At 59.5% G+C, this 22,024-nt stretch carries 19 protein-coding genes and 3 pseudogenes; 14 read left to right on the top strand and 8 right to left on the bottom strand.

Translation table 11 applies throughout. The features are described 5' to 3' along the window. Positions 1 to 16 precede the first annotated feature (16 nt). The 5 genes and pseudogenes from AC1RM7_RS23700 to AC1RM7_RS23680 all read left to right on the top strand — a co-directional run. Complete coding sequence (locus AC1RM7_RS23700) at positions 17 to 1,516, top strand: class I adenylate-forming enzyme family protein (RefSeq protein WP_492839578.1); 1,500 nt, start codon at positions 17 to 19, stop codon at positions 1,514 to 1,516. Further along, positions 1,513 to 2,289, top strand: coding sequence for an enoyl-CoA hydratase/isomerase family protein (locus tag AC1RM7_RS23695; RefSeq protein WP_024921726.1), 777 nt, complete (start codon positions 1,513 to 1,515; stop codon positions 2,287 to 2,289). Before AC1RM7_RS23700 ends, AC1RM7_RS23695 begins: the two co-directional genes overlap by 4 nt. Before the next feature lies 1 nt (position 2,290). Further along, on the top strand, positions 2,291 to 3,445 hold the full coding sequence (locus AC1RM7_RS23690) for an isovaleryl-CoA dehydrogenase (RefSeq protein ID WP_024921727.1): 1,155 nt from the start codon (positions 2,291 to 2,293) through the stop codon (positions 3,443 to 3,445). Positions 3,446 to 3,478: 33 nt separating this feature from the next. Then, positions 3,479 to 4,264 carry a 2-ketocyclohexanecarboxyl-CoA hydrolase gene (gene badI, locus AC1RM7_RS23685; RefSeq protein WP_024921728.1) on the top strand — a complete coding sequence of 262 codons (786 nt, stop codon included), beginning with the start codon at positions 3,479 to 3,481 and terminating at the stop codon, positions 4,262 to 4,264. A 4-nt stretch (positions 4,265 to 4,268) separates the two neighbouring features. Then, positions 4,269 to 4,458: pseudogene (locus AC1RM7_RS23680) on the top strand (acyl-CoA dehydrogenase family protein); the annotation flags it as partial. Positions 4,459 to 4,669: 211 nt separating this feature from the next. Here AC1RM7_RS23680 and AC1RM7_RS23675 read toward each other — a convergent pair. The 4 genes from AC1RM7_RS23675 to AC1RM7_RS23660 all read right to left on the bottom strand — a co-directional run bounded on the left by AC1RM7_RS23675 (position 4,670) and on the right by AC1RM7_RS23660 (position 9,334). After that, on the bottom strand, positions 4,670 to 5,122 hold the full coding sequence (locus tag AC1RM7_RS23675) for a PaaI family thioesterase (protein WP_024921729.1): 453 nt from the start codon (positions 5,120 to 5,122) through the stop codon (positions 4,670 to 4,672). Between the two features lie 213 nt (positions 5,123 to 5,335). Further along, positions 5,336 to 6,106, bottom strand: coding sequence for a TetR/AcrR family transcriptional regulator (locus AC1RM7_RS23670; RefSeq protein WP_081758733.1), 771 nt, complete (start codon positions 6,104 to 6,106; stop codon positions 5,336 to 5,338). Positions 6,107 to 6,256: 150 nt separating this feature from the next. After that, the gene (locus tag AC1RM7_RS23665; RefSeq protein WP_034460778.1) at positions 6,257 to 7,957 is read right to left on the bottom strand and encodes a long-chain fatty acid--CoA ligase; all 1,701 of its coding nucleotides are present in this window, start codon (positions 7,955 to 7,957) and stop codon (positions 6,257 to 6,259) included. A gap of 156 nt (positions 7,958 to 8,113) precedes the next feature. Continuing rightward, on the bottom strand, positions 8,114 to 9,334 hold the full coding sequence (locus AC1RM7_RS23660; RefSeq protein ID WP_024921732.1) for an ABC transporter substrate-binding protein: 1,221 nt from the start codon (positions 9,332 to 9,334) through the stop codon (positions 8,114 to 8,116). Between the two features lie 26 nt (positions 9,335 to 9,360). On the opposite strand from AC1RM7_RS23660, the gene AC1RM7_RS23655 reads away from it, so the two are divergent. The 6 genes from AC1RM7_RS23655 to AC1RM7_RS23630 all read left to right on the top strand — a co-directional run bounded on the left by AC1RM7_RS23655 (position 9,361) and on the right by AC1RM7_RS23630 (position 13,625). Then, on the top strand, positions 9,361 to 10,350 hold the full coding sequence (locus AC1RM7_RS23655) for an MFS transporter (RefSeq protein WP_492839574.1): 990 nt from the start codon (positions 9,361 to 9,363) through the stop codon (positions 10,348 to 10,350). A gap of 62 nt (positions 10,351 to 10,412) precedes the next feature. Continuing rightward, complete coding sequence (locus AC1RM7_RS23650) at positions 10,413 to 11,501, top strand: alkene reductase (RefSeq protein WP_024921737.1); 1,089 nt, start codon at positions 10,413 to 10,415, stop codon at positions 11,499 to 11,501. A gap of 98 nt (positions 11,502 to 11,599) precedes the next feature. Beyond that, complete coding sequence (locus AC1RM7_RS23645; RefSeq protein ID WP_024921738.1) at positions 11,600 to 12,694, top strand: NADH:flavin oxidoreductase/NADH oxidase; 1,095 nt, start codon at positions 11,600 to 11,602, stop codon at positions 12,692 to 12,694. A 52-nt stretch (positions 12,695 to 12,746) separates the two neighbouring features. Beyond that, positions 12,747 to 13,010 (top strand): hypothetical protein, encoded by a 264-nt coding sequence (locus AC1RM7_RS23640; RefSeq protein WP_034460760.1) that lies wholly within the window; start codon positions 12,747 to 12,749, stop codon positions 13,008 to 13,010. A 2-nt stretch (positions 13,011 to 13,012) separates the two neighbouring features. Then, entirely contained in the window at positions 13,013 to 13,285 is a 273-nt protein-coding gene (locus AC1RM7_RS23635; RefSeq protein ID WP_024921739.1) for a relaxase domain-containing protein, read from the top strand. 208 nt (positions 13,286 to 13,493) lie between these two features. Continuing rightward, complete coding sequence (locus AC1RM7_RS23630; RefSeq protein WP_275451138.1) at positions 13,494 to 13,625, top strand: hypothetical protein; 132 nt, start codon at positions 13,494 to 13,496, stop codon at positions 13,623 to 13,625. A 13-nt stretch (positions 13,626 to 13,638) separates the two neighbouring features. Here the strand turns inward: AC1RM7_RS23630 and AC1RM7_RS23625 are convergent, their stop codons facing one another. Together AC1RM7_RS23625 and AC1RM7_RS23620 are read right to left on the bottom strand one after the other, a co-directional pair. Next, positions 13,639 to 14,109 carry an aldehyde dehydrogenase family protein gene (locus AC1RM7_RS23625; protein ID WP_492839571.1) on the bottom strand — a complete coding sequence of 157 codons (471 nt, stop codon included), beginning with the start codon at positions 14,107 to 14,109 and terminating at the stop codon, positions 13,639 to 13,641. 59 nt (positions 14,110 to 14,168) lie between these two features. After that, positions 14,169 to 14,324 (bottom strand): annotated as a pseudogene (locus AC1RM7_RS23620) (TetR family transcriptional regulator); the annotation flags it as partial. Between the two features lie 153 nt (positions 14,325 to 14,477). Between AC1RM7_RS23620 and AC1RM7_RS23615 the strand changes: the two are divergent. After that, positions 14,478 to 15,113 carry a TetR/AcrR family transcriptional regulator gene (locus tag AC1RM7_RS23615; RefSeq protein WP_024921743.1) on the top strand — a complete coding sequence of 212 codons (636 nt, stop codon included), beginning with the start codon at positions 14,478 to 14,480 and terminating at the stop codon, positions 15,111 to 15,113. A 386-nt stretch (positions 15,114 to 15,499) separates the two neighbouring features. Here the strand turns inward: AC1RM7_RS23615 and AC1RM7_RS23610 are convergent, their stop codons facing one another. Both AC1RM7_RS23610 and AC1RM7_RS23605 read right to left on the bottom strand, forming a co-directional pair. Continuing rightward, a complete protein-coding gene (locus tag AC1RM7_RS23610; protein ID WP_081758725.1) occupies positions 15,500 to 15,775 on the bottom strand; it encodes a phospholipase D-like domain-containing protein in 276 nt (91 codons plus the stop codon). A gap of 175 nt (positions 15,776 to 15,950) precedes the next feature. Next, entirely contained in the window at positions 15,951 to 16,502 is a 552-nt protein-coding gene (locus AC1RM7_RS23605) for an HdeD family acid-resistance protein (protein ID WP_244434484.1), read from the bottom strand. Positions 16,503 to 17,455: 953 nt separating this feature from the next. Here AC1RM7_RS23605 and AC1RM7_RS23600 point away from each other — a divergent pair. Then, the gene (locus tag AC1RM7_RS23600) at positions 17,456 to 18,607 is read left to right on the top strand and encodes an efflux RND transporter periplasmic adaptor subunit (protein WP_024921744.1); all 1,152 of its coding nucleotides are present in this window, start codon (positions 17,456 to 17,458) and stop codon (positions 18,605 to 18,607) included. Between the two features lie 3 nt (positions 18,608 to 18,610). Further along, positions 18,611 to 21,753: pseudogene (locus AC1RM7_RS23595) on the top strand (efflux RND transporter permease subunit). Positions 21,754 to 22,024: the final 271 nt, after the last annotated feature.

Genomic DNA, 22,024 nt, shown 5'->3' with positions numbered 1-22,024 from the left:
CCACAAGGATCACTGCATGCAGCCTGTCGGAAATTGGATCAATCTTCATGCGCGCCAACGCCCGGCCAAGATCGCCATCGTCGACGACCTGCGGCGCTTGACCTATGCGGAGCTGGATCGGGAAACCGATGCCCTCGCAGCAGCATTTTCCGCACACGGCGTTCACGCCGGCAACCGTGTCGGCATTCTTGCCGGTGCATCCGTCGAATGGGTGCTGGTTTATCTCTCCATCGTGAAGCTCGGCGCAATCGCGACCGCGCTGAATTACCGCGAAACGCCGGATCGTCTCGTCGCGATGATGCAAAGCGTCGGAGTGAGCCTGCTGTTCACCGATACGGCTTCACACGCTGCACTGTCCGGTTTGTCTGGACTTCCCAAAACTATCGAGCTGTCCCGGGCATCGCTCGACGATCTGAAGGCCCGACATAGAGAGCAACATGCCTTTGGCCGCGTGCAGCCGACGGACGGAAACGTCATTCTTTTTACTGGCGGCACAACCGGCGTCTCCAAGGGTGTTCTGCTGTCTCACGCCAACCTGTTCTGGAACGTGATCAACGAAGTGTTGGCCACGCGGATAACCGAATGGGACACTACCCTGCTTGGAACCGCGCTGCATCACTCGGCCGCGCTAAACACCTGGTTGCTGCCGCATCTCTATCTCGGCGGCACGGCCGTGATCCTGCGCGAGTTCACGGCGGACGCCTGGATCGATATGATGCAGCGCGAGCGCGTCACGAACGGATTCACGCCACCCACCATGGCACGCCAGATGGTCAAGCACCCAAATGCGGGCAAGGCGGACTGGCGGCATTTCCGTCGCTGGTACTCCGGAGCCGGCATCCTGCCTCGCCACGAGCGCGCGGAAATGGAAGCGCTCAATCCCGGGCTCGGTATCTATTATCAATATGGACTGACCGAAGCCGGTCCCATCGTCACCGTGCTGCAACCGGAAGATTACGACCTCGCTCCCGGCAGTATCGGCCGCGCTGTGCGCAACTGCGAAATCCGCATGCTGCGCGAAGACCGCACCGATGCGCCGCCGGATACGGTCGGAGAGATCGCGGTGCGCGGCCCGGCGGTGATGAGCGGATACTTCAACCGTCCGGAAGAGACCGCGAAAGTGTTCCATGACGGCTGGCTTTTAACAGGCGATCTTGGCGTCATGGATGCTAGCGGCTTCATCACGTTTCACGATCGATCCAAGGACATGATCAAGACCGGCGGTCTGAACGTCTACTCGCAGGAGGTCGGACATGTGCTGGCGAAACACGCCGCGGTGCGCGAAGTCGCCGTGATTGGTACGCAGGACGATCACTGGGGCGAGATGGTCACGGCCGTCATCACGTTGCATGACGGCATGTCCGTCAGCGCGGACAATCTGATTGCGTTCGCCCGGAAGGATCTCGCTGGCTACCAGACGCCCAAGCGCATCGTGTTCATGAGCTACGACGAATTGCCGAAAAACTATCTCGGAAAGGTCCTCAAGCGCGAGCTTCGTACAAAGGTTGATTCATGACTGTCTTGCGTGAAATTCCGCGTCCCGGCGTGGCCCTCATCACCATTAATCGTCCCGACAAGCTGAATTCCATCGATCCCGCGACGGACCTCCTGTTGCGCGAGGCATGGGCCTGGGCGGAACAAGCAGATGATATCCGCTGCATCATCCTCACTGGAACGAAGAAATCGTTCTGCGCCGGCGGTGATATCACCCAGTTGCTGCCGGACCTGCGCCGTCGCAATGCGATCAACGCCGATGACGGCACGTTCTGCGGATTGACCCGCGTATATCCCACGCGCAAGCCGATTCTCGCGGCGGTCAATGGCATGGCGTTCGGCGGCGGCCTTGAACTGGCGCTGGCCTCGGACATCCGTATCGCCAGCGCCAATGCAAAATTCGGGCTGCCGGAAGTCCAGGTCGGCGTGCTCGCCGGCGCCGGCGGTGCGACCCGCCTCCCCCGCTTCATCGCGCCCGCTGTCGCAGCCGAAATGCTGCTGACCGGCGAGGCTATCGACGCGGACACGGCATTACGCACCGGCCTCGTCAGCCGCGTCGTGCTGCCCGAGGAATTGATGGAGGTCGCCTTCAAGATTGCGACCCGCATCGCCGCGAACGCACCGCTCGCGGTTGCCCGGACGCTCGAACTGATCCGGAAATCCCGCTCGCTCAGCCTGGCGGACAGCCTCGATATGGAGCGCGCCAGTCTGCAATACCTGCTGGCTAGCCAAGACGCGAAGGAAGGCATCGCGGCCTTCTCAGAGAAGCGCACTCCCGCATTTACAGGACACTGACATGCTCGACATCTACGCACTTGACGAAACCACACGGCAAATCCGGGACAGCGTCGCGACGTTCGCTAACGAAAAGATCGCGCCGCTGGCCGACGAGGTCGATCGCAAGGACAAGTTTCCGAGGCATCTGTGGCCGGAACTCGGCGCGCTGGGCGTACTAGGGATCACGGCGGACGAAGCCGACGGCGGCGCCGGTCTGGGCTATCTCGCCCACGTTGTCGCCTCGGAGGAGATCTCCCGCGCCTCGGGCTCGATCGGTATTTCCTACATCGCGCACTCCAACCTGTGCGTGAATCAACTCCGATTGAACGCGAACGCAGACCTGCGGAAGCGTTATCTTCCCAAGCTGATCTCCGGCGAGCATGTCGGCGCACTGGCCATGAGCGAAGCGGGCTCGGGATCGGACGTCGTCAGCATGACGTTGCGGGCTGACCAGCGCGGTGGCCGCTTCGTTCTCAACGGCAGCAAGATGTGGATCACCAATGGCGACCACGCCGACGTGTATGTGATCTATGCAAAGACCAAACCAGATGCCGGTAAGCGCGGTATCACGGCGTTCGTCGTCGAGCGGGATACACCCGGCTTCACGCGTTCGCAAAAACTCGACAAGCTCGGCATGCGGGGCTCGGGCACCTGCGAACTGGTGTTTCAGGATTGCGAAGTTTCGCAGGACAACGTGCTGGGATCGCTCGATGCCGGCGTCAGCGTGCTGATGAAGGGTCTCGACTATGAACGCATCGTTGCGGCATCCGCATCCATCGGACTGATGCAGGCCGCGCTCGATATCGCTTTGCCTTATGTGCGAGAGCGCAAGCAATTCGGCCGGCCGATCGGAGAGTTTCAGCTCGTCCAGGGCAAGCTCGCTGAAATGATGACCGCGCTCAACGTCTCCCGCGCCTATCTCTACACCGTTGCCGCCGCGGCTGACCGAGGCCTGCCGCTGCGCAAGGAAGCCGCTAGCGCCATCATGTTCGCGTCGGAAAGCGCGACACGCGTGGCGCTCGACGCCATCCAGTTGCTCGGCGGCAACGGCTACATCAACGACTACGCGACAGGACGGTTGCTGCGCGACGCCAAGTTGTACGAGATCGGTGCCGGGACGACTGAAATCCGCAAAATGCTGATCGGCCGCGAACTGGTCCATGCCGGTGGATAGCCACTAACCATTGGACCGCAGGGAGGAAAGAACATGACTTACGAAGACATTATCTACGAGGAACGCCCGAAGGGCATTGCACGCATCACGATCAATCGGCCAGCAAGTTACAATGCCTTTCGTGGGAAGACGGTCGAAGAGCTCATTCACGCATTCCAGCGCGCGGGATGGGATAAATCGATTGGCGTGATCGTATTAACCGGCGCTGGCGACAAAGCCTTCTGCACTGGCGGCGACCAGGGCGCACACGAGGGACAGTACGATGGACGCGGCACAATCGGCCTGCCCATTGAGGAATTCCAAAGCGTCATCCGAGACATGCCAAAACCGGTAATCGCCCGGGTCAACGGGTTCGCAATCGGCGGCGGCAACGTGCTCGCAACGATCTGTGATCTGACAATTGCATCCGACAAGGCGCAGTTCGGCCAAGTTGGTCCGAAGGTCGGCTCCGTCGACCCCGGATTCGGAACCGCCTACCTGGCCCGCGTGGTCGGCGAGAAGAAGGCACGCGAAATCTGGTATCTCAACCGACGTTATACCGCCGCGCAAGCGGTTGAGATGGGGCTCGCCAACATCGCCGTGCCGCATGACCAACTCGATGCCGAGGTCGATCGCTGGTGCGAGGAACTGATGGAGCGCAGCCCTACGGCTCTCGCACTGGCCAAACGCTCGTTCAACGCCGACACCGAATCGATCCGCGGCATCGCCAGCATGGGGATGGCGGCGCTCAGTCTCTACTACGATACTGAAGAGTCGAAAGAAGGCGGCCGGGCATTTCGGGAGAAGCGCAAGCCGGACTTCCGGAAGTTCACTCGCTGATTACAACTGCGGCAAGGCGCTCGACATCGCGTCGCGTCGCCCGCGACATGCACGGCGGCAACGGCATTTCGAGCGAATATCACGTGATGCGCCACGCGCAGAATCTGGAGACCGTCAACACCTATGAGGGCACGCACGACGTGCATGCGCTCATCCTCGGCCGCGCCATCACCGGCATCCAGGCGTTCTCTTGATCCCTATAGATGCAACTTCAACCGCGTGGAACCGACGAGCAAGGAGGAATCCGCCGAGATGGCGGTGCAAACCCGTAAACATGTAGTTCAAAGGAGACCGTGCTGGTATCGCACAGGGCATCTCCTATCACTGCTTCACTTCGCGACAGGTCTGCTTCTATGAACGGCGCCAGCCCGGACTAACGCACAGGACCGCCACCATCCGCGTATCTCATGGAGCGGCGGCGCCCTGACCTTTCGGCTTCAGGATTGCGAAGTTGCCATTGGCCTGCGCAAGCAGCTTGTCATCGAGATAGAGTCGGGAGTCGAGATTTGCGATCGTCCGCCCGCGGTTGACCAGAATCGTCTCGCAACGGATGATTCCCGCGACAGCCGGACGAAAATAGGTGATCTTGATCTCGATGGTGACACATGACTCACCCTTATCGAGGGTTGGGTAGAGCGCAATCCCCATACCAGTGTCCGCGAGAGCGTAGAGCACAGCGCCATGCGCAACCTGATGCGGATTGTGATGAATACCTGGAGCGACCTCGAGCGAACAAATGCTGCGCCCAGGGCCTTGCTCGTCGATGCGGAGCCCTATCGTTTCGCCAAAAGGATGTGTCGCGGGCAATAGCATCACCGTATATTCCTCCACGTCGCGCGGCCGCAAATGACTCGTCATGTCGAAACGTCAGGCCCGTTGTGTGTATCGAAAATCCAAACCCGTACATAGCGATGATGAAGTCCGTCAGGCGTCGCGCTCAAATTGACAGCTCAAGTCCACTGAACAGAGACGAGAGACTGACGCATCTTTATCTCCCTTGATCAAATTGCCGAAAGTCCGCAGAGCCTGTAAAAGCAGATCAACACCTTCGATAATCAAATAGTTGCCCCGTCAAGACTTCGTCCGACGTTTCGCAGCCAGCTTCTGTTGCTCTGTTTTCTTTCCCGCGTCGCGCGGCATTTCGGCAAGCCCGAGCAGACGGGCCGTCAACACCAACATCTGATCGACCGCCTCTTCCGGGGTTCGCCTTCCTTCGGGATTGTACCAATAGGCAGCTCTATCCCACTGATTCATGACGGACAGCGTTATAAACATCGGATCGACGGACTCATCCGAACCAACAATCTCATTCACAAGATCATGAATCCTGTAGCGATAATCGTCGAGCCGCTTGTCAAAATGCTTCCGCTCCTTTTCAGGAAGAAACATTTTTCCAAACTGCGGATCGATCAGGCGATCGTTTGCGCGAGCGATAACCCTGTGTCGTATCTTGTAGTCCACATGACGTCGGGCGATTTCGATCAGACGCTCGCTGCGGGGCGTTGAATCGATTTCTCGCAGAACACACGAAAAAAAATCGTTCATGCCGAACTCAATCGCCTCGACGAGCAACGCCTCCTTTGAGGAATAGTAGTTATAGAGCGTAGGCGCCTTCAGGCCGACCGCGCTGGCAATCGTGCGCATGCTGCAGGTCTCATAACCTCGCTCCGCAAACAACGCGATGGCCGTCAGGAGTACGCGCCCCCGCATCCGGCCGACGGACGCCTCCTGCCGTCCGACAATCGTTCCTTCGTCGATAGCCTGGCCAAGATAGCTGAGACCGGCCCCGTCCTGCGGGACTCGAGCTCCCGTTCGCGTACGCTTCATCCCTGCCCGGCTCATGGACTGCCCGCTCCCACGGATTTGTGCTCATCATCGGATCAGGTAGCTGACCCACCACCGCCTGACAACCGCGGCCGGCCCACAAAATGGATCGGTGAGGCTGAAGCGCGGCCCCGAAACGGGCTATCGGCTGGACCACGTCCATGACCACTATTGAGACCGAGCCGACTCCGCTTCCTGGAGCCCTCGCCACATGACCTTGCCGGACGCATTCTTCGGCAATGCATCGACGAATTCGACGATGCGAGGGGCCTTGTAGGCGCTGATCTGCGCGCGGCACCAATCAATGATGTCCTGCTCCGTGAGCCCTGTATGCGACGGCTTACGGACCACCACCGCCTTGACCGTCTCTCCGCGATACGCATCATTTGCACTGATAACGCAGACTTCCTGGATTCCGGGATGCCGGAACATCAACGCCTCGAGCTCTGCTGGCCACACCTTGTAACCGGATGCGTTGATCATTCTCTTGAGACGATCTGTAATGAAAAAGTAGCCGTCTTCATCCTGATACCCAAGATCGCCCGTGCGCAGGAAGCGCTTTCCGTCGATCGTGATGAACGCCTGCTCAGTTGCATCGGCGCGACGCCAGTAGCCGCGAAAGACTTGCGGCCCGTGAACGACAATCTCACCCTGTTCGCCCACCACACTCTCGGCGCTCGTATCGATGTCAATCACCCGCGCATCGACGCTGATGAAAGGAATGCCTAGGCACTGAAGTTTCGGCGCATCACACGGATTGAACAGCGTGACAGCAGCGGATTCCGTGAGACCATAGCCTTCGACAAACCGCAGCCCGAATTGATCAAACAACCGCTCGGCGATGGCCTGAGGCATGGCTGAGCCGCCGCCGCCAATATAAGCAAGGCTGGAAAAGTCATATTGATCGAGCTGCGGACTTGCCAGCAAATCAATGATCATCGTCGGAATGCAAGTCCAGTGGCTCACGCCGTGCTGCGAGATGAGCCGTCCAGCGACATCGCGATCCCAGCGCGGCATGATCACCAGGGTTCCCCCCGCAAGAATTGTGGCGTGCAACACACATACAAGGCCGGTGATATGAAACAGGGGCAGAACGGCCAGACTCACCATTTCGGGCGTGCCATCAAGCCAGAACGACGTCGCCATTGCATTGTGCATGACGCTGGCGTGCGTCAGCATGCACCCTTTGGGTAATCCCGTTGTGCCGCTGGTATAGGGAAGAAGCGCCAGATCATCCCGCCCCGCAACCAGACTCGGCAATGCATCCTTCGTCTGAAGAGCATCCTGCCAATGATGGACAGCTCCCCGCCCCATGCTGGGCAATGGATGACGCGGGGTCAACCATTCCCGCCATTGCGCAGGCACAGCAATTGAACCGTTCAATGAATCGATGACATCGGAGAACTGCGTAACAATCAAATGATGGAGGTGATCCGCCGTCTCTATCTCGTCGCTCGCGGCGGCGACCTCACCAGCAAGATCGCCAGTTGTAATAGCCACCGCGGCTTGCGCATCGGTGATGTAGTGACGCAACTCCGCCGCGCGGTTCATCGGGTTCACTGGCACGACAAGCGCGTTGGCGCGGGCGATCGCATAGTGGGCTATGACAAGTTGGGGGCAATTCTGCATGACCACCAACACGCGATCGCCGGGCTGAACCCCAAGGGCTGCAAGCCGTGCGGCGAGTCGCTCGGCCGCGTTCTCCAATTCAGCGTAAGTGATCCGGCTATCAAAGAATGCCAGGGCCGTCTTGTTCGGATAGCGTTTTGCGCTGACAGACAGGCTATCCCACAACGAGACAGCCGGCGGCTCAATTGCCGGCGGCAACCGAGCCGGCCAGACCTTCCACGATCGCTTTTCTTGTCGCATCATCTTCTATTCAACTTCGGACAAAGGGAAGTGCGTCAACCGCGGCTCTTCCGGTACTGACTGGCAGGAACCACCGCTCCTCGCGCGGCTCAGGAATTCACACTCCTTCGGCGCGCGAGGTTGCAGCTCGTCCCTTCCGAATCCCACGGTGGCCGTCTAGTTCTTGACCAACGGGCACCGCGACTCGGAAAGCGGCTGATACGCCTTGGCTCCGGGAATCGTATCGCGGATCCTCAGGTAGTCCCAAGCGCCCTTCGACTCTGAAGGTTTTTTCACTTCCATAAGATACATGTCGGACACCATGCGGCCATCGGCGCGGATTCGACCGCCCTTCGCAAAGACGTCATTGATCTCCATCTTCCGCATATGATCGAGAACAACCTTGGCATCATCGGTCCCGGTCTCCTTCACCGCCTTGAGGTAGGTTGTGACCGCGGAATAGATGCCGGCCTGCAGCATCATCGGCATTCTGTTCCGCTCTTTGTAGAACCGCTGGCTCCACGCCCGTGACTCGTCGTTCCGATCCCAATAAAATCCCTCTACCAGAACCATACCTTGCGCCGCTTCAAGACCAAGCGCGTGGACGTCGATCACCGTTCCCGCCATCGGCGCGAGAGTCTGCTTTTTGCTGACCCCAAATTCGCGGGCCGCCTTGACCGCGTTGATCAGGTCTCCGCCCGCGTTGGCAAGCGCGATAACGTCGGCACCAGAGCTTTGAGCGGCCAGCACAAAGGACGAGAAGTCGGAGGTCCCGATCGGATGCTTGCGAGACCCGACAACCGTGCCGCCAGCCGCGGCGATCGCCTTCATCGCGTCCTTTTCGATCGCCTGTCCGAGAGCGTAGTCAACTGTGAGAAAGTACCAGTTTTTCTTCCCCGACTTCGTGATCGATCCGGCCAGAGAATTCGAAATGCCGTAGGTGTCCCAAGCATAAAGCACCGTGTTCGGCGAACACTGCTCATTGATCAAGCTGGTCGTTCCCGCGCCTGTGACCATGAGCACGCGGTTCTTGTCTCGGGTAATTCCGGACACCGCAAGCGCAACGGCCGAGTTGATCGTATCGGTGATCATATCGACGCCTTCGAGATCATACCATTCGCGGGCACGGCTCACCGCGATATCCGGCTTGTTCTGGTGATCAGAAGTCACCAGTTCGACCTTGAATGACGGCTTCTCGTTCTTGATGAAATCATCGACGGCCATTCGTGCCGCAGCAACTGAGCTCGCCCCGCTCAGATCCTGAAAGACACCGGACATATCGCCCAGCACACCGACCTTCACCGAGCCATTCGAGATTCCTGTTCCCTGCGCCAGCGCGCTGCCAGAGGACAAAAGAGCTATCGCAGCAGCAATCGCAAATTTTTGAACCACCTTCATGGGATATCCTCACAGTTTGTTGTTTTTTGAATTCGTGTGGAGGTCACCGGCGGCGGACCATCACTGACCAAACCGCCGGTCACCAATCGTTCGCAAAAAATCTAGCGTTTCACGCGGTCCCCCACCCACGCCCCAATCGCTTGCAGCGTCGAGACGGTTTCAGGCAGGAACGGAAAGATCGTGTATCTGCGCCGATCCTGAGCGCACTAACCGCCGCCTGGGCCCGCAAGCGGGTGATGCTGGCGACCGCACTGGTCTTCAGCCTCGGCAGCCTCGCCGCCGCCACGTCCAACGACCTCACCTTTATTGTTGCCGCACGCTTCGTCGCCGGCCTGGGTCATGGCCTGTTCCTCGCTGTCGCCACCAGCGTCGCCGCGCAACTCGTGGGCAGCAAAGGCGCCGGCACCGCGGTCGCGCTCGTCTTCGGCGGCTTCACCGTCGCACTGGCGATCGGCGTGCCTATCGGCACCTGGCTTGGGACGTTCGTCTCCTGGCGGCCGCTGTTCCACGGCATCACCGGCTTCGGCGTCCTCGGCCTGCTCGGCCTGATGCTGAGCATGACGACCGACGCCGCGCCGTCGAGCCACGACGCGACGGGAGCCGCACTTCGCGGCCTTAAGGCGCTCATCCACCCCCGCCTGCTGGCCGGCGTGCTGGTGACCGTGCTCGCCTATATCGGATCCTTCGGTGTCTTCACCTATATCGCGCCGCTGCTGATCGGGGTGACCGGCACCACCATGAGCACAGTCAGCGCCTTCATGCTCGTCTATGGCGTCATGGCCGCGATCGGCAACATCATCGTCGGCAAGGTGACCGACAGCATGGGCGCCAATCGCGCCAGCCTGCTGGTCGTTGCAGGCATCGCGATCACCGTGCTCGGTGTGTATCTCTTCGCCCAGTCTGTCATCGCTATGGCGGTTCAAGTGGCCAACGTGGTGCTCTTCCTCGCCTCCGAGGAGTCCTCATTCATGACCGGCAGCGAGGTCGTCGTCGACGGCGGCTACACCGCCGTCTGAGCCACACGAAACGAACACGAGCAGGCCGGTAAGGCTGCGCTCCCCACACACAAGGTATGACCATGGCATCTTCCGCGCTTTTCGAACCCTACAATCTCGGCGACATCACGCTTTCCAACCGCGTCGTGATGGGTCCGCTGACCCGCAACCGCGCGGCTGAAGGCCTCGTGCCGAGCCCGTTCGCCGCCGAATACTATGCGCAGCGCGCCTCGGCCGGCCTCATCATCGCCGAAGCGACCCAGATCTCGGCCCAGGCCCAGGGCTATCAGGATACCCCGGGCATCTATTCGGATGCCCAGGTCGCCGGATGGCGCGCCGTCACCGATGCCGTGCACGCCCGTGGCGGCCGGATCTTCCTGCAAATTTGGCATACTGGCCGTGTCTCCCACACGTCGGTGCAGCCAGGTGGCGTAGCACCTGTGGCACCATCGGCTGTGCGGGCAGAAACCCAGACCTATGTGAACAACGGCTTCGCCGACGTCTCCGAGCCTCGCGCACTGCTGATCGAGGAACTGCCGATCATCATCGACGACTTCCGCAGCGCCTCCGCCAAGGCCATGGCCGCGGGCTTCGACGGTGTGGAGATCCATGGCGCCAACGGCTATCTGCTCGATCAGTTCTCCAAGGACGGCGCCAATCATCGCACCGACGCCTATGGCGGCTCGATCGAAAATCGCTCGCGTCTACTGCTGGAAGTCACCCGGGCGGTAATCTCGGAGATCGGCGCGCAGCATACCGGTGTGCGGATTTCGCCTGTGACACCTGCGAACGGGATTTCGACCAGCGATCCGCAGCTGTTGTTTGATTACATCGTGACCGAACTGGATAGGCTGTCACCGGTTTACTTGCATGTGATCGAGGGCGCGACCGGTGGTCCGCGTGATATCGCGCCCTTCGACTACGCCGGTCTGAAATGCCGCTTCCGCAATACCTACATCGCCAACAACGGCTATGACCGGGTCCTGGCCGAAGCGGCGCTGGCCTCTAAAGCGGCTGACCTGATCGCCTTCGGAAGCCCCTTCATCGCCAATCCCGATCTAGTGGAACGCCTCAAGAGTAGAGCGCCGCTCGCCGCCTTCAATCAGGCAACGCTCTACGGCGGCGGCGCGGAAGGATGCACGGACTATCCGACCTTGTCAGAACGGGCCTGATCCAATCCTGCCCGAAGCCGCACCGTCATCTGCGCTTCGCACAATAATCTCTCCGGGCCGGCTTCGGGCAGGACCGCTCATCTGGAAAGGATGTTCTTTTGTCTCAGCCGGCTCTCTTTACACCCATGAAAATCCGCAATCTGGAACTCAGCAACCGGATCGTTATCGCGCCGATGTGCCAATATTCTTCCTTCGATGGACTTATGAATGATTGGCACCTCATCCATCTCGGGCAACTGGCCCAATCCGGCGCGGCTCTTTTAACCATCGAGGCCACCGCCGTCGAACCGGAAGGACGGATTAGTCCTGGCGATATCGGTCTTTGGGACGACGCCACCGAGGTGGCCATGGCTGATACCCTTGAACGGATTTGGCGCTGGTCGAGTATGCCGATCGCAATCCAGCTCGGCCATGCCGGTCGCAAGGCATCGAGCCAGATTCCGTGGCACGGCAGCGGCGCGATCCCCCCTAATGACAGGAACGGGTGGCAAACCGAGGCGCCCTCTCCCTTGGCCTTCTATCCTAATACCACCCTTCCGACCGCCCTTGATCGGGAGGGATTGAAACGCATACGCGATGCATTCGCGTCGGCTACCGCCCGGGCCGATCGCATCGGCATCGACGCCATCCAGATCCATGCCGCGCATGGATATCTTCTCCATCAGTTCCTTTCGCCGCTCTCAAATCAGCGGACCGACGAATATGGCGGCTCGCTGGAGAATCGCGCGCGCTTTCCGCTAGAAGTGTTCGACGCTGTGAGATCGGCATTCTCACCCGAAAGACCGGTCTCAATCCGGATCTCGGCAACCGACTGGGTTGAGGGCGGGTTCTCCCTCGACGAAGCCGTGGCCTTCTCGCAGATGCTGCAGGAGAAGGGCTGCGACGCCATCCATGTGTCGAGTGGAGGCCTTCACCCGGACCAAAAGATCCCGGTTGGCCCTGGCTATCAAGTGCCACTGGCCCGGACCATCAAGGCCGCCGTCAGCATTCCGGTGGTCGCGGTCGGTCTCATCACCGAGCCCGCTCATGCGGAAGGACGCTCGTTCAAACCCAGGCGTTGTCCTCCTTCGATCTTCGCTATTGGAGCTTGTTGCTTGCCGGCGCATTCACACTGGCATCAGCATTCGGTTTCGCGCTTGTCGTGCGGTTCGATCGCCCGCCGGCGCGTGTCTTGCGTGGCCGCAAACTACTGACGGGAGCAGCTGCGCGGCGAGCACCTACACGACCCGCCGCGACATTCGCCGCGTGGTCACGGCAGCGGAGATCGCGACCCGGCTCGGACCAAAGGACGATGGCATTCGGGTGCTGCTGCTGGGACACGGCGCCGACGCACTCGAACTGACGGTACCCTATGTGACGCTGCCCGACCGGCGGCCGGGCCACGTGCCGGCGAAATGGGTGGCTAGGGCGTCACCACCTGAATCGGCACCGCGGAAGCCCTCACATCTGCGCCTCTTGCGCCCGCTCCCAAGGGCTGCGGTCGAGCGCATTCGGGAGATGGGAGCCTAGCCATGGTGGCGTCGATCTCGGCACGGGGCGGCGTCCAGACTGCGTTGCAGTACTACGCGCATCTGGGCCAGGATGACTACTACCTGCGCGACGGCGAGCCGCCGGGCGGGTGGGCGGGCGAGGGGGCGGCGCGGCTGTCGCTGGCCGGACCGGTTACCAAATCGGAATTCGAAGCGGCACTGAGGGTAGCATCGATGCCGACGCGGCCGCGGACTTTCAGATCGACTTGGTCGGCCGTCTCACGCTTTCGGCAGGAGATTTCATACTCTAGCTAGAGGACGATCACGCAGCCCGCGCTCGCGTCATCTCCGGATCCAAGATCCCCGATCGAGCACCTCGCGGGCAGTGGGCTCCTTAAGCGCACCAAAAATTATATAGATATTTCAATTACATACGAGTTCGGTGGTTTTATTCGGGATGGCGCGCCAAACTGCCACCATTCAGAACAAAACTGCGAACCCGCGGTTGCGCGGATGACATCCATTGTCGGTGATTTCCGATGCCAAGCACAAAACCGACATTGTGCGCGAGCTGATTTTCGTCGCACGAATGCGAATTGGCGACCGGCACTGCCGCGACGGCGCGCCGTTCGGGGCGATGTTCAGAAGCGCGTGAGAGCTATTACCTCTTATTGCTTGAAGACGATCATCTTTTCGTGGCTCATATCTCGCATCGAATACGGTATTCCACCCACGCCGTACCCGGATTCCTTTCTGCCAGCGAACGGCATCCAGTCAGTTCGGAATGCCGTGTGATCGTTGATCATTACGGCGGAGGCATCAAGGTGACCGGCGGCTTTCAGCGCCACGTCGATGTCCTTTGAAAAGACGCTCGCCTGAAACGACCATCTCACATCATTTGCCTGGTGAATGGCGTCCGCGACGTCGTCGAACGGGAAAATGCAGACGACCGGGCCGAATATCTCAAGCTTTGATACGCGAGCGGAAGCTGGCGGGTTCACAAGGATAGCGGGGCGAAGCGTCGTTTCAGACAATCGGCCGCCTCCGATGCGCTCGGCGCCGGTAGTGACCGCCTCTTCAAGCCTGTGAGAAACCCAACGAGCCGATCTCGCGCCGAATAGCCGCCGCGAATCGAACAAGCCAGCGCTGCGCGTTCGGCCTCGCGCAGATAGTGAGACGCCAGAGTGTCGAGGATCGCGCTGCGGCTTGAGAAATGCCGATAGACGTTGGCGGCGGAGAAGCCGCACGCGTCCGCGATCTCCGCCACGCGAATTTTACGATGACCGCAAGTTCTAAGAAGCCTTTCGGTTTCGAGGAGGATGTGGGTTGCCTGGTCCCGAGGGTCATATCGCATAGCGCAGCACAGCCGCGAGTTCGTGGCAGGGTTGTCAATTGTCCTGGCCGCGGACGGGGCCAGGCGTGCTGCTGTCTCAAGAAGTCGACTTGACATCGTGATCTCCAATGATAATGTAATGTACGTTACCTTTTAGAGATTGCAAGGGCGACTATGCCGGCGACAGCTACCGTGCGGCGGACCAGGCCTCGGGGCGAGATAAGACGGACCCAAATTCTGGATGCCGCCACCGAAGTCTTTCTGGAGAACGGCTACGGCGGCGCCACCATCGATCTCGTCATCGAACGCGCCGGGGCGTCCAAGGCCACCGTGTACTCGTTTTTCGGCGGCAAAGATGGTCTGTTTGCCGCGATCGTGGAGGAACGCGTCGAGCGTATCCTTGCTGCGTTCGTCGATCCCGAGGTCTCCCATGCCGATGTCCGCTCGGCGCTCGCGTACATCGCACGGCGCTACATGGAGGTCCTGATGGCTCCAGATGCGGTCGGTCTTTTCCGACTGATCATCGCTGAGGGAGTCCGCTTCCCTGAACTTGTGCGAACTTTCCACCAGCTCGGGCCCGACCGCACCTATGCGCACCTCGCCGGGATGCTAACTATCTGGCGCAAGCGCGGCTTGATCCGTCTTGACGATCCCGAGCTCGCAGCCATGCAGTTCTTGAACGCTGTCAGCGGCGAACTGCATCGGCGCGCGATGGCCGGCACCATCCCGAAGAACCTCGGCGCCGCGATCCGGCGCAGCATCGATCATGCCGTAGACATCTTTTGGAACGGCATCAAGGATCCGAGATGACGGGTCATTGGACGTCCTCGGTGGGCCTGATAGCGTAGTGCATCCCTCGGCGGCCATAGGCTGGCAAAGATGACCTTCATTCGCTTCCGGCCCGATTGAGCTTCGCAACCACGGGCTGGGATATGTAATCCTGATTGCGCAGGTCTCGATGCTGATCAGTTCCTGCGCCGGGCCATCAGCCCACTCCATCTTTCGGATAAGCTATTTCCATTTACGGCGGGGATGTAAGTGCCGCGCGATCACGGCTACGGCCTCTGGTCACTACAGCGGCGACAAGAGGCGTGCAGATGAATCTCTGAATCGGACGGCAGAGTTTCGCGCGAGGTACTCCCGCGACTTGAATTCGGTGCAGTGAGTAAGGTCCCGCTCGAACTCTTCCTCAAGCTCTATCGCCAGCTGATCGCTGTAGAGAACCGCGTTGTTTCGTAGTTGATGCTGAAACTGCGAACGTCGATGTTTGTCGAGCCAATCGAGCAAATTTCCGAATCTGTGCTGATCGTCTTGGCGTGCAAGTAGCCTTTCTCATAGAGAAAAGACGCGCACGCCTGCGGCCATAACATCCTGGATACAGGTGTTGCTTGCCAGCCAGGCACCGGGTCGCCTGATGCGCGGGCACTCAACATCACATTTACCTTTATTCCGGCGAGCGCCGCCGCACTCAGCGCCTCGGCATCTTGGTATCAAGGGACTGTATATACACGTGCCGCTGCGGAAGAAGCGCTGGCTTGTACCTGAGACGCAGCGGTGAAGGTTGATTCTCCGAAGAGGCCTAGTGAAGAACGGCGACGTTAGGCTGTCGAGCACATCAGGAGTGACTGTGCTTTTTCAACCGAAACGCTAGAGCAACGAGCAGCCGCCAGTGATCAGTGCAAAGGTGCCGATTACCCAGAACAGGACCAGCGCGCCCGCGCCGGGAACCAATATTATGCCGATGCCAAACAGCACCGAGATCATGCCAACCAAAATCAGAAGCCACTCGTTGTCAATTTCCTTGCGCAACCTGACGGCGCCTATGATTTGAAACACCCCGGTTGCGATCGCCCATGCTGCAATGAAAAACATCAGCACGAGCGCGCTGAGCCCAGGCATCAAAAGCGTCAAGAGCCCAACTGCTATCCCGAGTAGATCGACGATAGCCAGCCACCAGCGCGGCGCTGGCGCGCCACCGGTAATGGCCGCAATAATTGCGAGCACACCATCTACAAGCGCAAAGGCGCCGTAAAACAGAACCAGTGTCAGCAGCGTCAGGCCTGGCCAGACAAATGCGAGCACGCCGAAAATAATCGCCGCTATGCCGCGCAACAACAACAACCACCAGTTTCTCGCCAGTGCATGCACCATGGTCGAGCCAAGGCTGAGCCCCGACTGATCAGTTTGTACAGTGGACATGGACAACTCCTCCCGAATGGTTGGAAAGCGCTTTCTTACGGTAATCCGCAATCCCCCTAATGCAACTATGGCTTTCAGGGCTTAAGGCGTTCTGCCAGAAGGGGGGCACCGACCACCCACCCTGTACTACGCATGGCACATTAGCCTCAGGCTTCCTGATGACTGCCAGAAGGTCAAAGTGTCATTAGACAAACAGGCCAAAACTCTGACCAAAGCCATATCGAACACATGGTGGGCTGGTTCGCTACGACAAGATAAAGCAGGAACGCGTAACCTTCTGCAATCCGTGAGGGCCGGGCTCAGAGCGAACGAGATACCGAGCCTCACATAGACCATGATCACTTCGGCAGTTAGCAATGCGGTTCCCTGCAAGACACTGCCAGTAAGAGCCGATCGGATACTGACAGGACACGACTTTTTAAACTTCCAAACATCAACCTGACGAAGCCAAGATTTTATGTGTGAGCTGTTATGTAGGGTCCTCCCGCGTTATCCCTGGAGGACTCGCCGTCGAGGGCTTGCGTTTTTCAACTGCGAGCCTTGCTTCATCAAACAGTCGCGCTTCATGCGATTTGAAATAGCGCCAGAGAATGAACCCGCCAATGCTCGCCATCCCGAACGCAATCTACCCTCGGTCGGATGCCTTCGTCGCAGCAAAGAAGGTTGGCAGGGTGTCGGAATAGTTGTGCGATCTCAATCGGCGGGAGCTCAGGCTTGTTGTTGGGCTAACGAGAGCTTGTGGCTCCGCACCCTCGCCTTGATGAAGCTGACTGGAACAGACCGCGGCATCGCTCAGGTTCGCCAAATGAATTCAATTGTGTTTGGAGCACAAAGGAGTAGGTTTTTTGTCGCGGACCTTCTCTGGACGCTTGTTCGAGGATCGAGAAACGCTTTAGCCTCACATCGTTGTTACGAGCGGATGAGTATCGATCGCTCAGAAGACCGGAGGAATTATGCGTATATTTATTTCGCTCCAAGCGTTCGCCCTCATCGCCGCAACGCTATTCCCAATCCCTGCGATGTCACAGGGCACCCCCAGCGCCCCGCCCGCGGTGGGAGTTGTCAAGGCCGTGTTCAAGCCGATGGCAGAGAGCACCGAAATTAATGGCCGCATTGAAGCCCGCCATCGCGTCGATCTGATTGCACGTGTGACTGCATTCATGAACGAACGCCTCTTTACGGAAGGTGACGATGTCACGAAGGGGCAGATTCTGTACCGTCTGGAGCGGGCTCCATTCCAGGCCGACGTCGAGGTCAAGGAGGCTGCGGTTGCCCAAGCCAAGGCTCAGCTTGAGAATGCCGATCTCACGCTGGCGCGTGCGCAAGAGTTATTGCAGAAAAGCTCCGGAACCCAGGTCGCGGTCGACAGCGCGCTGGCAACGCAGCGTGTTGCGGCGGCGCAGGTGAAGGCGGCGGAAGCGCAACTTCATCAGTCGCAAATCAATCTCGACTATACCGAGATTAGATCGCCGATCGATGGCCGCATCGGTCGAACGTCGATTACGGTCGGTAATGTCGTTGGTCCCACCAGCGGCGCACTGGCGACTGTTGTCAGTCCGGACCCGATGTATGTGACGTTTCCGGTGGCGGTCCGCCGCGTTATCGAGTTGCGGGAACGCTATGCCGATAAGGGCGGCTTCGACGCGGTCAAGATCCGGGTCAGGCTTCCGAATGGCGAGATCTACGGACAGACCGGAAAGCTCGATTTCATCGATATAGGCGTCGCCAAGGACACCGACACCATTACCCTGCGTGGCACCATTGCCAACCCCGTGATACTCGCCACCGGCGAAAGCAAGATCCGCGAACTGACCGATGGTGTATTCGTCACGGTCTCCCTCGAAGCCGTCGAGCCGCTCAAGGTGCTGGCTATTCCGCGGGCGGCGATCCTGTCCGATCAACAGGGCGACTACGTGTTCGTTGTCAACGACAAGAATGTCGCCGAGCAGCGCCGAGTGAAACTGGCGCAATCGACACCCGAGATCGCGGCGGTGGCCGAAGGGCTAAAGCCGAGTGAACAGGTGGTCGTGGAAGGAATCCAGCGGGTGCGGCCAAATATCGTCGTGGCTCCTGCGCCCGCTTCGCCGACGCCCGCGAGGAGATAAGGCATGATCTCCGCACTTTTCATCGATCGCCCCCGTATGGCGATTGTCATCGCCATTGTGATTTCGCTCGCGGGCTTGCTGGCGCTCTCGCGCATTCCGGTTGCCCAGTTGCCTGACATCGTACCGCCGCAGGTTCAGGTCTCCGCAGTCTACCCGGGCGCGTCTGCCGCCGTGCTGGAAGCCACTGTGGCGCAGCCGATCGAATCCAAGGTCGTCGGCGTCGACAAGATGCTCTACATGAAGAGCACCAGCGGAGCCGATGGCAGCTACAATCTGACCGTCAGTTTCGCGCTCGGTACCGATCCCGATACAATACGGTCAACGTCAACAACCGCGTCCAGACCTCGATGGCAAGTTTGCCAACCGAAGTGCAGGTGCAGGGTTTGACGGTACAGAAGCGGTCTTCGTCGATCCTGCAGTTCATTGCGCTCTACAGCGAGGGCGGCAAGCTCGATCCGCTGTTCATCACCAATTACGCCATCATCAATGTCCTGGACGAAGTGTCACGCATTGTGGGTGTCGGACAGGCGACGCTGTTTGGGCGCGAAGATTATTCGATGCGGATCTGGTTCGACACCTCGCGCCTCACCAGCCTTGGGCTGACGCCGTCCGATGTCATTCGCGCCGTGCAGGCGCAGAATGTGCAGGCGCCGATCGGCCGACTCGGGGCCCGTCCGGTTCCGGACGATCAGCAGTTTCAATTGAACCTTCAAACCCAGGGCCGCCTGAGTACCCCAGAGGAATTCGGCGCGATCGTGATCCGCGCCAATCCGGATGGTTCAATGCTGCAGGTGAAGGACGTGGCTCGCGTTGAGCTGGGCGCACAGAACCTGGATACATTCAGCCGGCTCAACGGAAATCCATCTGTGGCAATCGGCGTATATCTCGCGCCAGGCGCCAACGCCATTACCGTATCGAAGGCCGTAAATGCCAAGCTGGAAACCCTGCGTGGCCGCTTTCCAGAGGGATTGCAGACCCGCGTGGTTCATGACTCCACGATTTTCGTGACCGACACGATTAGCGCAGTTGTTAGTGCCCTGATCGAAGCTTTCGTTCTTGTAGCCATCGTCGTGTTTCTGTTTTTGGGCAACCTGCGCGCTACCATCATTCCGATTATCGCCATTCCAGTCAGCCTAGTCGGAAGTTTTGCAGTCCTGCTCGCGCTTGGCTATTCGGCCAACACGGTCTCGCTGCTGGCGCTGGTGCTTGCCGTGGGCATTGTGGTTGACGATGCCATCGTCGTCGTCGAGAACGTCGAACGGGTAATGGAGGAGGAGCCGGACCTCTCGCCTGCCGATGCCACCAAGGAAGCCATGGCGCAGGTGACCGGACCCATCATCGGTATCACGTTGGTGCTGCTGGCGGTGTTCGTGCCGATCGCGTTTATCTCCGGAATCTCCGGCGAGTTGTTCCGGCAGTTCGCGGTGACTATCAGCGCAGCGGTGTTGATCTCTGCGGTCAATGCCCTCACGCTTTCGCCGGCACTCTGCGCGGTATTTTTGCGTCACTCCCCGCGTCGCGGCATCATGGGGCGCATTGGGCAGGGCATCGACAAGATGCGCGATGGTTACGCAGCCGTTGTGCGCAAGATGCTGCGATTGTCGATCATTTCGATGGTTCTGGTCGCCGCATTCGGTCTGGGCATTTTCGGTCTTATGAAGATCACGCCCACGGGCTTCCTGCCGGAAGAGGATCAGGGTGCATTTTTCGTCAATGTGCAACTGCCCGATGGAGCCTCGGTCAACCGGACCAGCGAAACGGTGAAGCAGGTGGAAAACATCCTGAAGGCGATGCCGCAGGTGCAGGACACCATGTCGATCATCGGCTTCTCGCTGCTCGATAGCTATTCGGCGAGTAACAACGCATTTCTTCTGGCCAAGCTGAAACCGTTCGAGGATCGCACCAAAGCCTCCGATTCAGCGCAGGCACTGATCGCGCGCGTGTTCGGCGAGGCCCAGCAGATCCGCACCGCAGATGTGCTGCCGTTTAACCTGCCGCCCGTAGTCGGACTTTCGACGACGGGCGGGTTCGAATATCAGCTTGAGAATCTGGAAGGCGCTGATCCCAAAGCGATGGGCGGCGTGGTCCAGGGGCTGGTTGCCGCAGCCAACCAGGATCCGCGGCTTTCGCGTGTTTTCTCGACATACGGTGCGAGCGCGCCATCCATCTTCCTCGATATCGACCGCGAAAAGGCTCAGGCACTGGGCATCACGCTGAGTGATGTGTTCACCACCTTGCAGACAACGCTCGGAGGTTACTTCACTAATAATTTCAACTTATTTGGACGCACGTGGCAGGTCAATTTGCAGGCCGAGGCTGCGGATCGTCGCGATGTGTCAGCGCTCTGGAAAATTTTCATCCGCACCGCGAAGGGCGAGATGGTGCCGCTGCAGTCGATCGCTTCCGAGCGCACCGTGACCGGCCCGCAGGTTATCACGCGGTACAATAACTACCGCTCTGTGACGATCAACGGCGGCCCGGCCCCGGGAGTAGCCTCAGGCACGGCACTGGCAGCCATGGCGGAGGTGTCGGCGAAGACACTCCCGCCTGGCTACGCATTCGAATGGACTGGTACGGCCTATCAGGAGCAAGCTGCGGCCGGCCAGACCATGATCGTGCTGGGCATGGCGCTGCTGTTCGCATTCCTGTTTCTGGTCGCGCTTTACGAAAGCTGGATCATCCCGATTCCAGTGCTGTTTTCCGTGGTGGTTGGCGTGATCGGCGCGATTGGCGGGGTGCTGATCGCGCACCTCACGCTGGATCTCTATGCGCAGATCGGGCTCGTCGTTCTGATTGCACTGGCGGCGAAGAACGCCATCCTGATCGTCGAATTCGCCAAGGAACAGCGCGAGCAAGGGTTGAGCCTTGAAGATGCCGCAGCTCTCGGCGCCGAGATGAGGTTTCGGGCGGTTCTCATGACCTCCATTGCCTTCATTCTTGGGCTGGTACCGCTGGTCTGGGCGACCGGCGCGTCGCAAATTGCGCGACACGCCGTTAGCACGCCGGTCTTCGTTGGCATGATCGCGGCCAGCAGTATCGGCCTATTCTTGATCCCGATGCTTTACGTCTTCTGGGAATCCCTTAGAGAGCGGACAAGCGGATTCTTCCGCCGTGAGAAAGGCGTTCGCACCGGCGCGGTCAAATAGCTCGCGGCTCGGTTGGCGACCTGTGCACGCCCGCGATTGATCGACTTCAACTTTATCGCGCCCGGGTACCGCGATCCCTGTGCCTGTCGTAAATCAAATCCGCACATACTTGTGCTTGGCGTAAATCAAATCCGAACATATTGATGATGCAATCCGCCGTGGACTGGGCGGCAAAGAATGTCGCCAGCTTTCTTAGGCGATTCCGTCACGTCATCAACGCGGACCATTTTTCCGGTCATAAAGGTTTGACCTTGCGTTCTAGGTCAGCCGC

The organism is Afipia sp. GW822-FHT03D08, assembly GCF_058801645.1.
This window is presented reverse-complemented; position numbering and strand designations above follow the sequence as displayed.

What these genes read in the sequence shown, in the direction of transcription:
- AC1RM7_RS23700 (WP_492839578.1), top strand. Translation starts at nt 17, where the DNA reads ATGCAGCCTGTCGGAAATTGGATCAATCTTCATGCGCGCCAACGCCCG.
- AC1RM7_RS23695 (WP_024921726.1), top strand. Translation starts at nt 1,513, where the DNA reads ATGACTGTCTTGCGTGAAATTCCGCGTCCCGGCGTGGCCCTCATCACC.
- AC1RM7_RS23690 (WP_024921727.1), top strand. Translation starts at nt 2,291, where the DNA reads ATGCTCGACATCTACGCACTTGACGAAACCACACGGCAAATCCGGGAC.
- badI (WP_024921728.1), top strand. Translation starts at nt 3,479, where the DNA reads ATGACTTACGAAGACATTATCTACGAGGAACGCCCGAAGGGCATTGCA.
- AC1RM7_RS23675 (WP_024921729.1), bottom strand. Translation starts at nt 5,122, where the DNA reads ATGACGAGTCATTTGCGGCCGCGCGACGTGGAGGAATATACGGTGATG.
- AC1RM7_RS23670 (WP_081758733.1), bottom strand. Translation starts at nt 6,106, where the DNA reads ATGAGCCGGGCAGGGATGAAGCGTACGCGAACGGGAGCTCGAGTCCCG.
- AC1RM7_RS23665 (WP_034460778.1), bottom strand. Translation starts at nt 7,957, where the DNA reads ATGCGACAAGAAAAGCGATCGTGGAAGGTCTGGCCGGCTCGGTTGCCG.
- AC1RM7_RS23660 (WP_024921732.1), bottom strand. Translation starts at nt 9,334, where the DNA reads ATGAAGGTGGTTCAAAAATTTGCGATTGCTGCTGCGATAGCTCTTTTG.
- AC1RM7_RS23650 (WP_024921737.1), top strand. Translation starts at nt 10,413, where the DNA reads ATGGCATCTTCCGCGCTTTTCGAACCCTACAATCTCGGCGACATCACG.
- AC1RM7_RS23635 (WP_024921739.1), top strand. Translation starts at nt 13,013, where the DNA reads ATGGTGGCGTCGATCTCGGCACGGGGCGGCGTCCAGACTGCGTTGCAG.
- AC1RM7_RS23615 (WP_024921743.1), top strand. Translation starts at nt 14,478, where the DNA reads ATGCCGGCGACAGCTACCGTGCGGCGGACCAGGCCTCGGGGCGAGATA.
- AC1RM7_RS23605 (WP_244434484.1), bottom strand. Translation starts at nt 16,502, where the DNA reads ATGTCCACTGTACAAACTGATCAGTCGGGGCTCAGCCTTGGCTCGACC.
- AC1RM7_RS23600 (WP_024921744.1), top strand. Translation starts at nt 17,456, where the DNA reads ATGCGTATATTTATTTCGCTCCAAGCGTTCGCCCTCATCGCCGCAACG.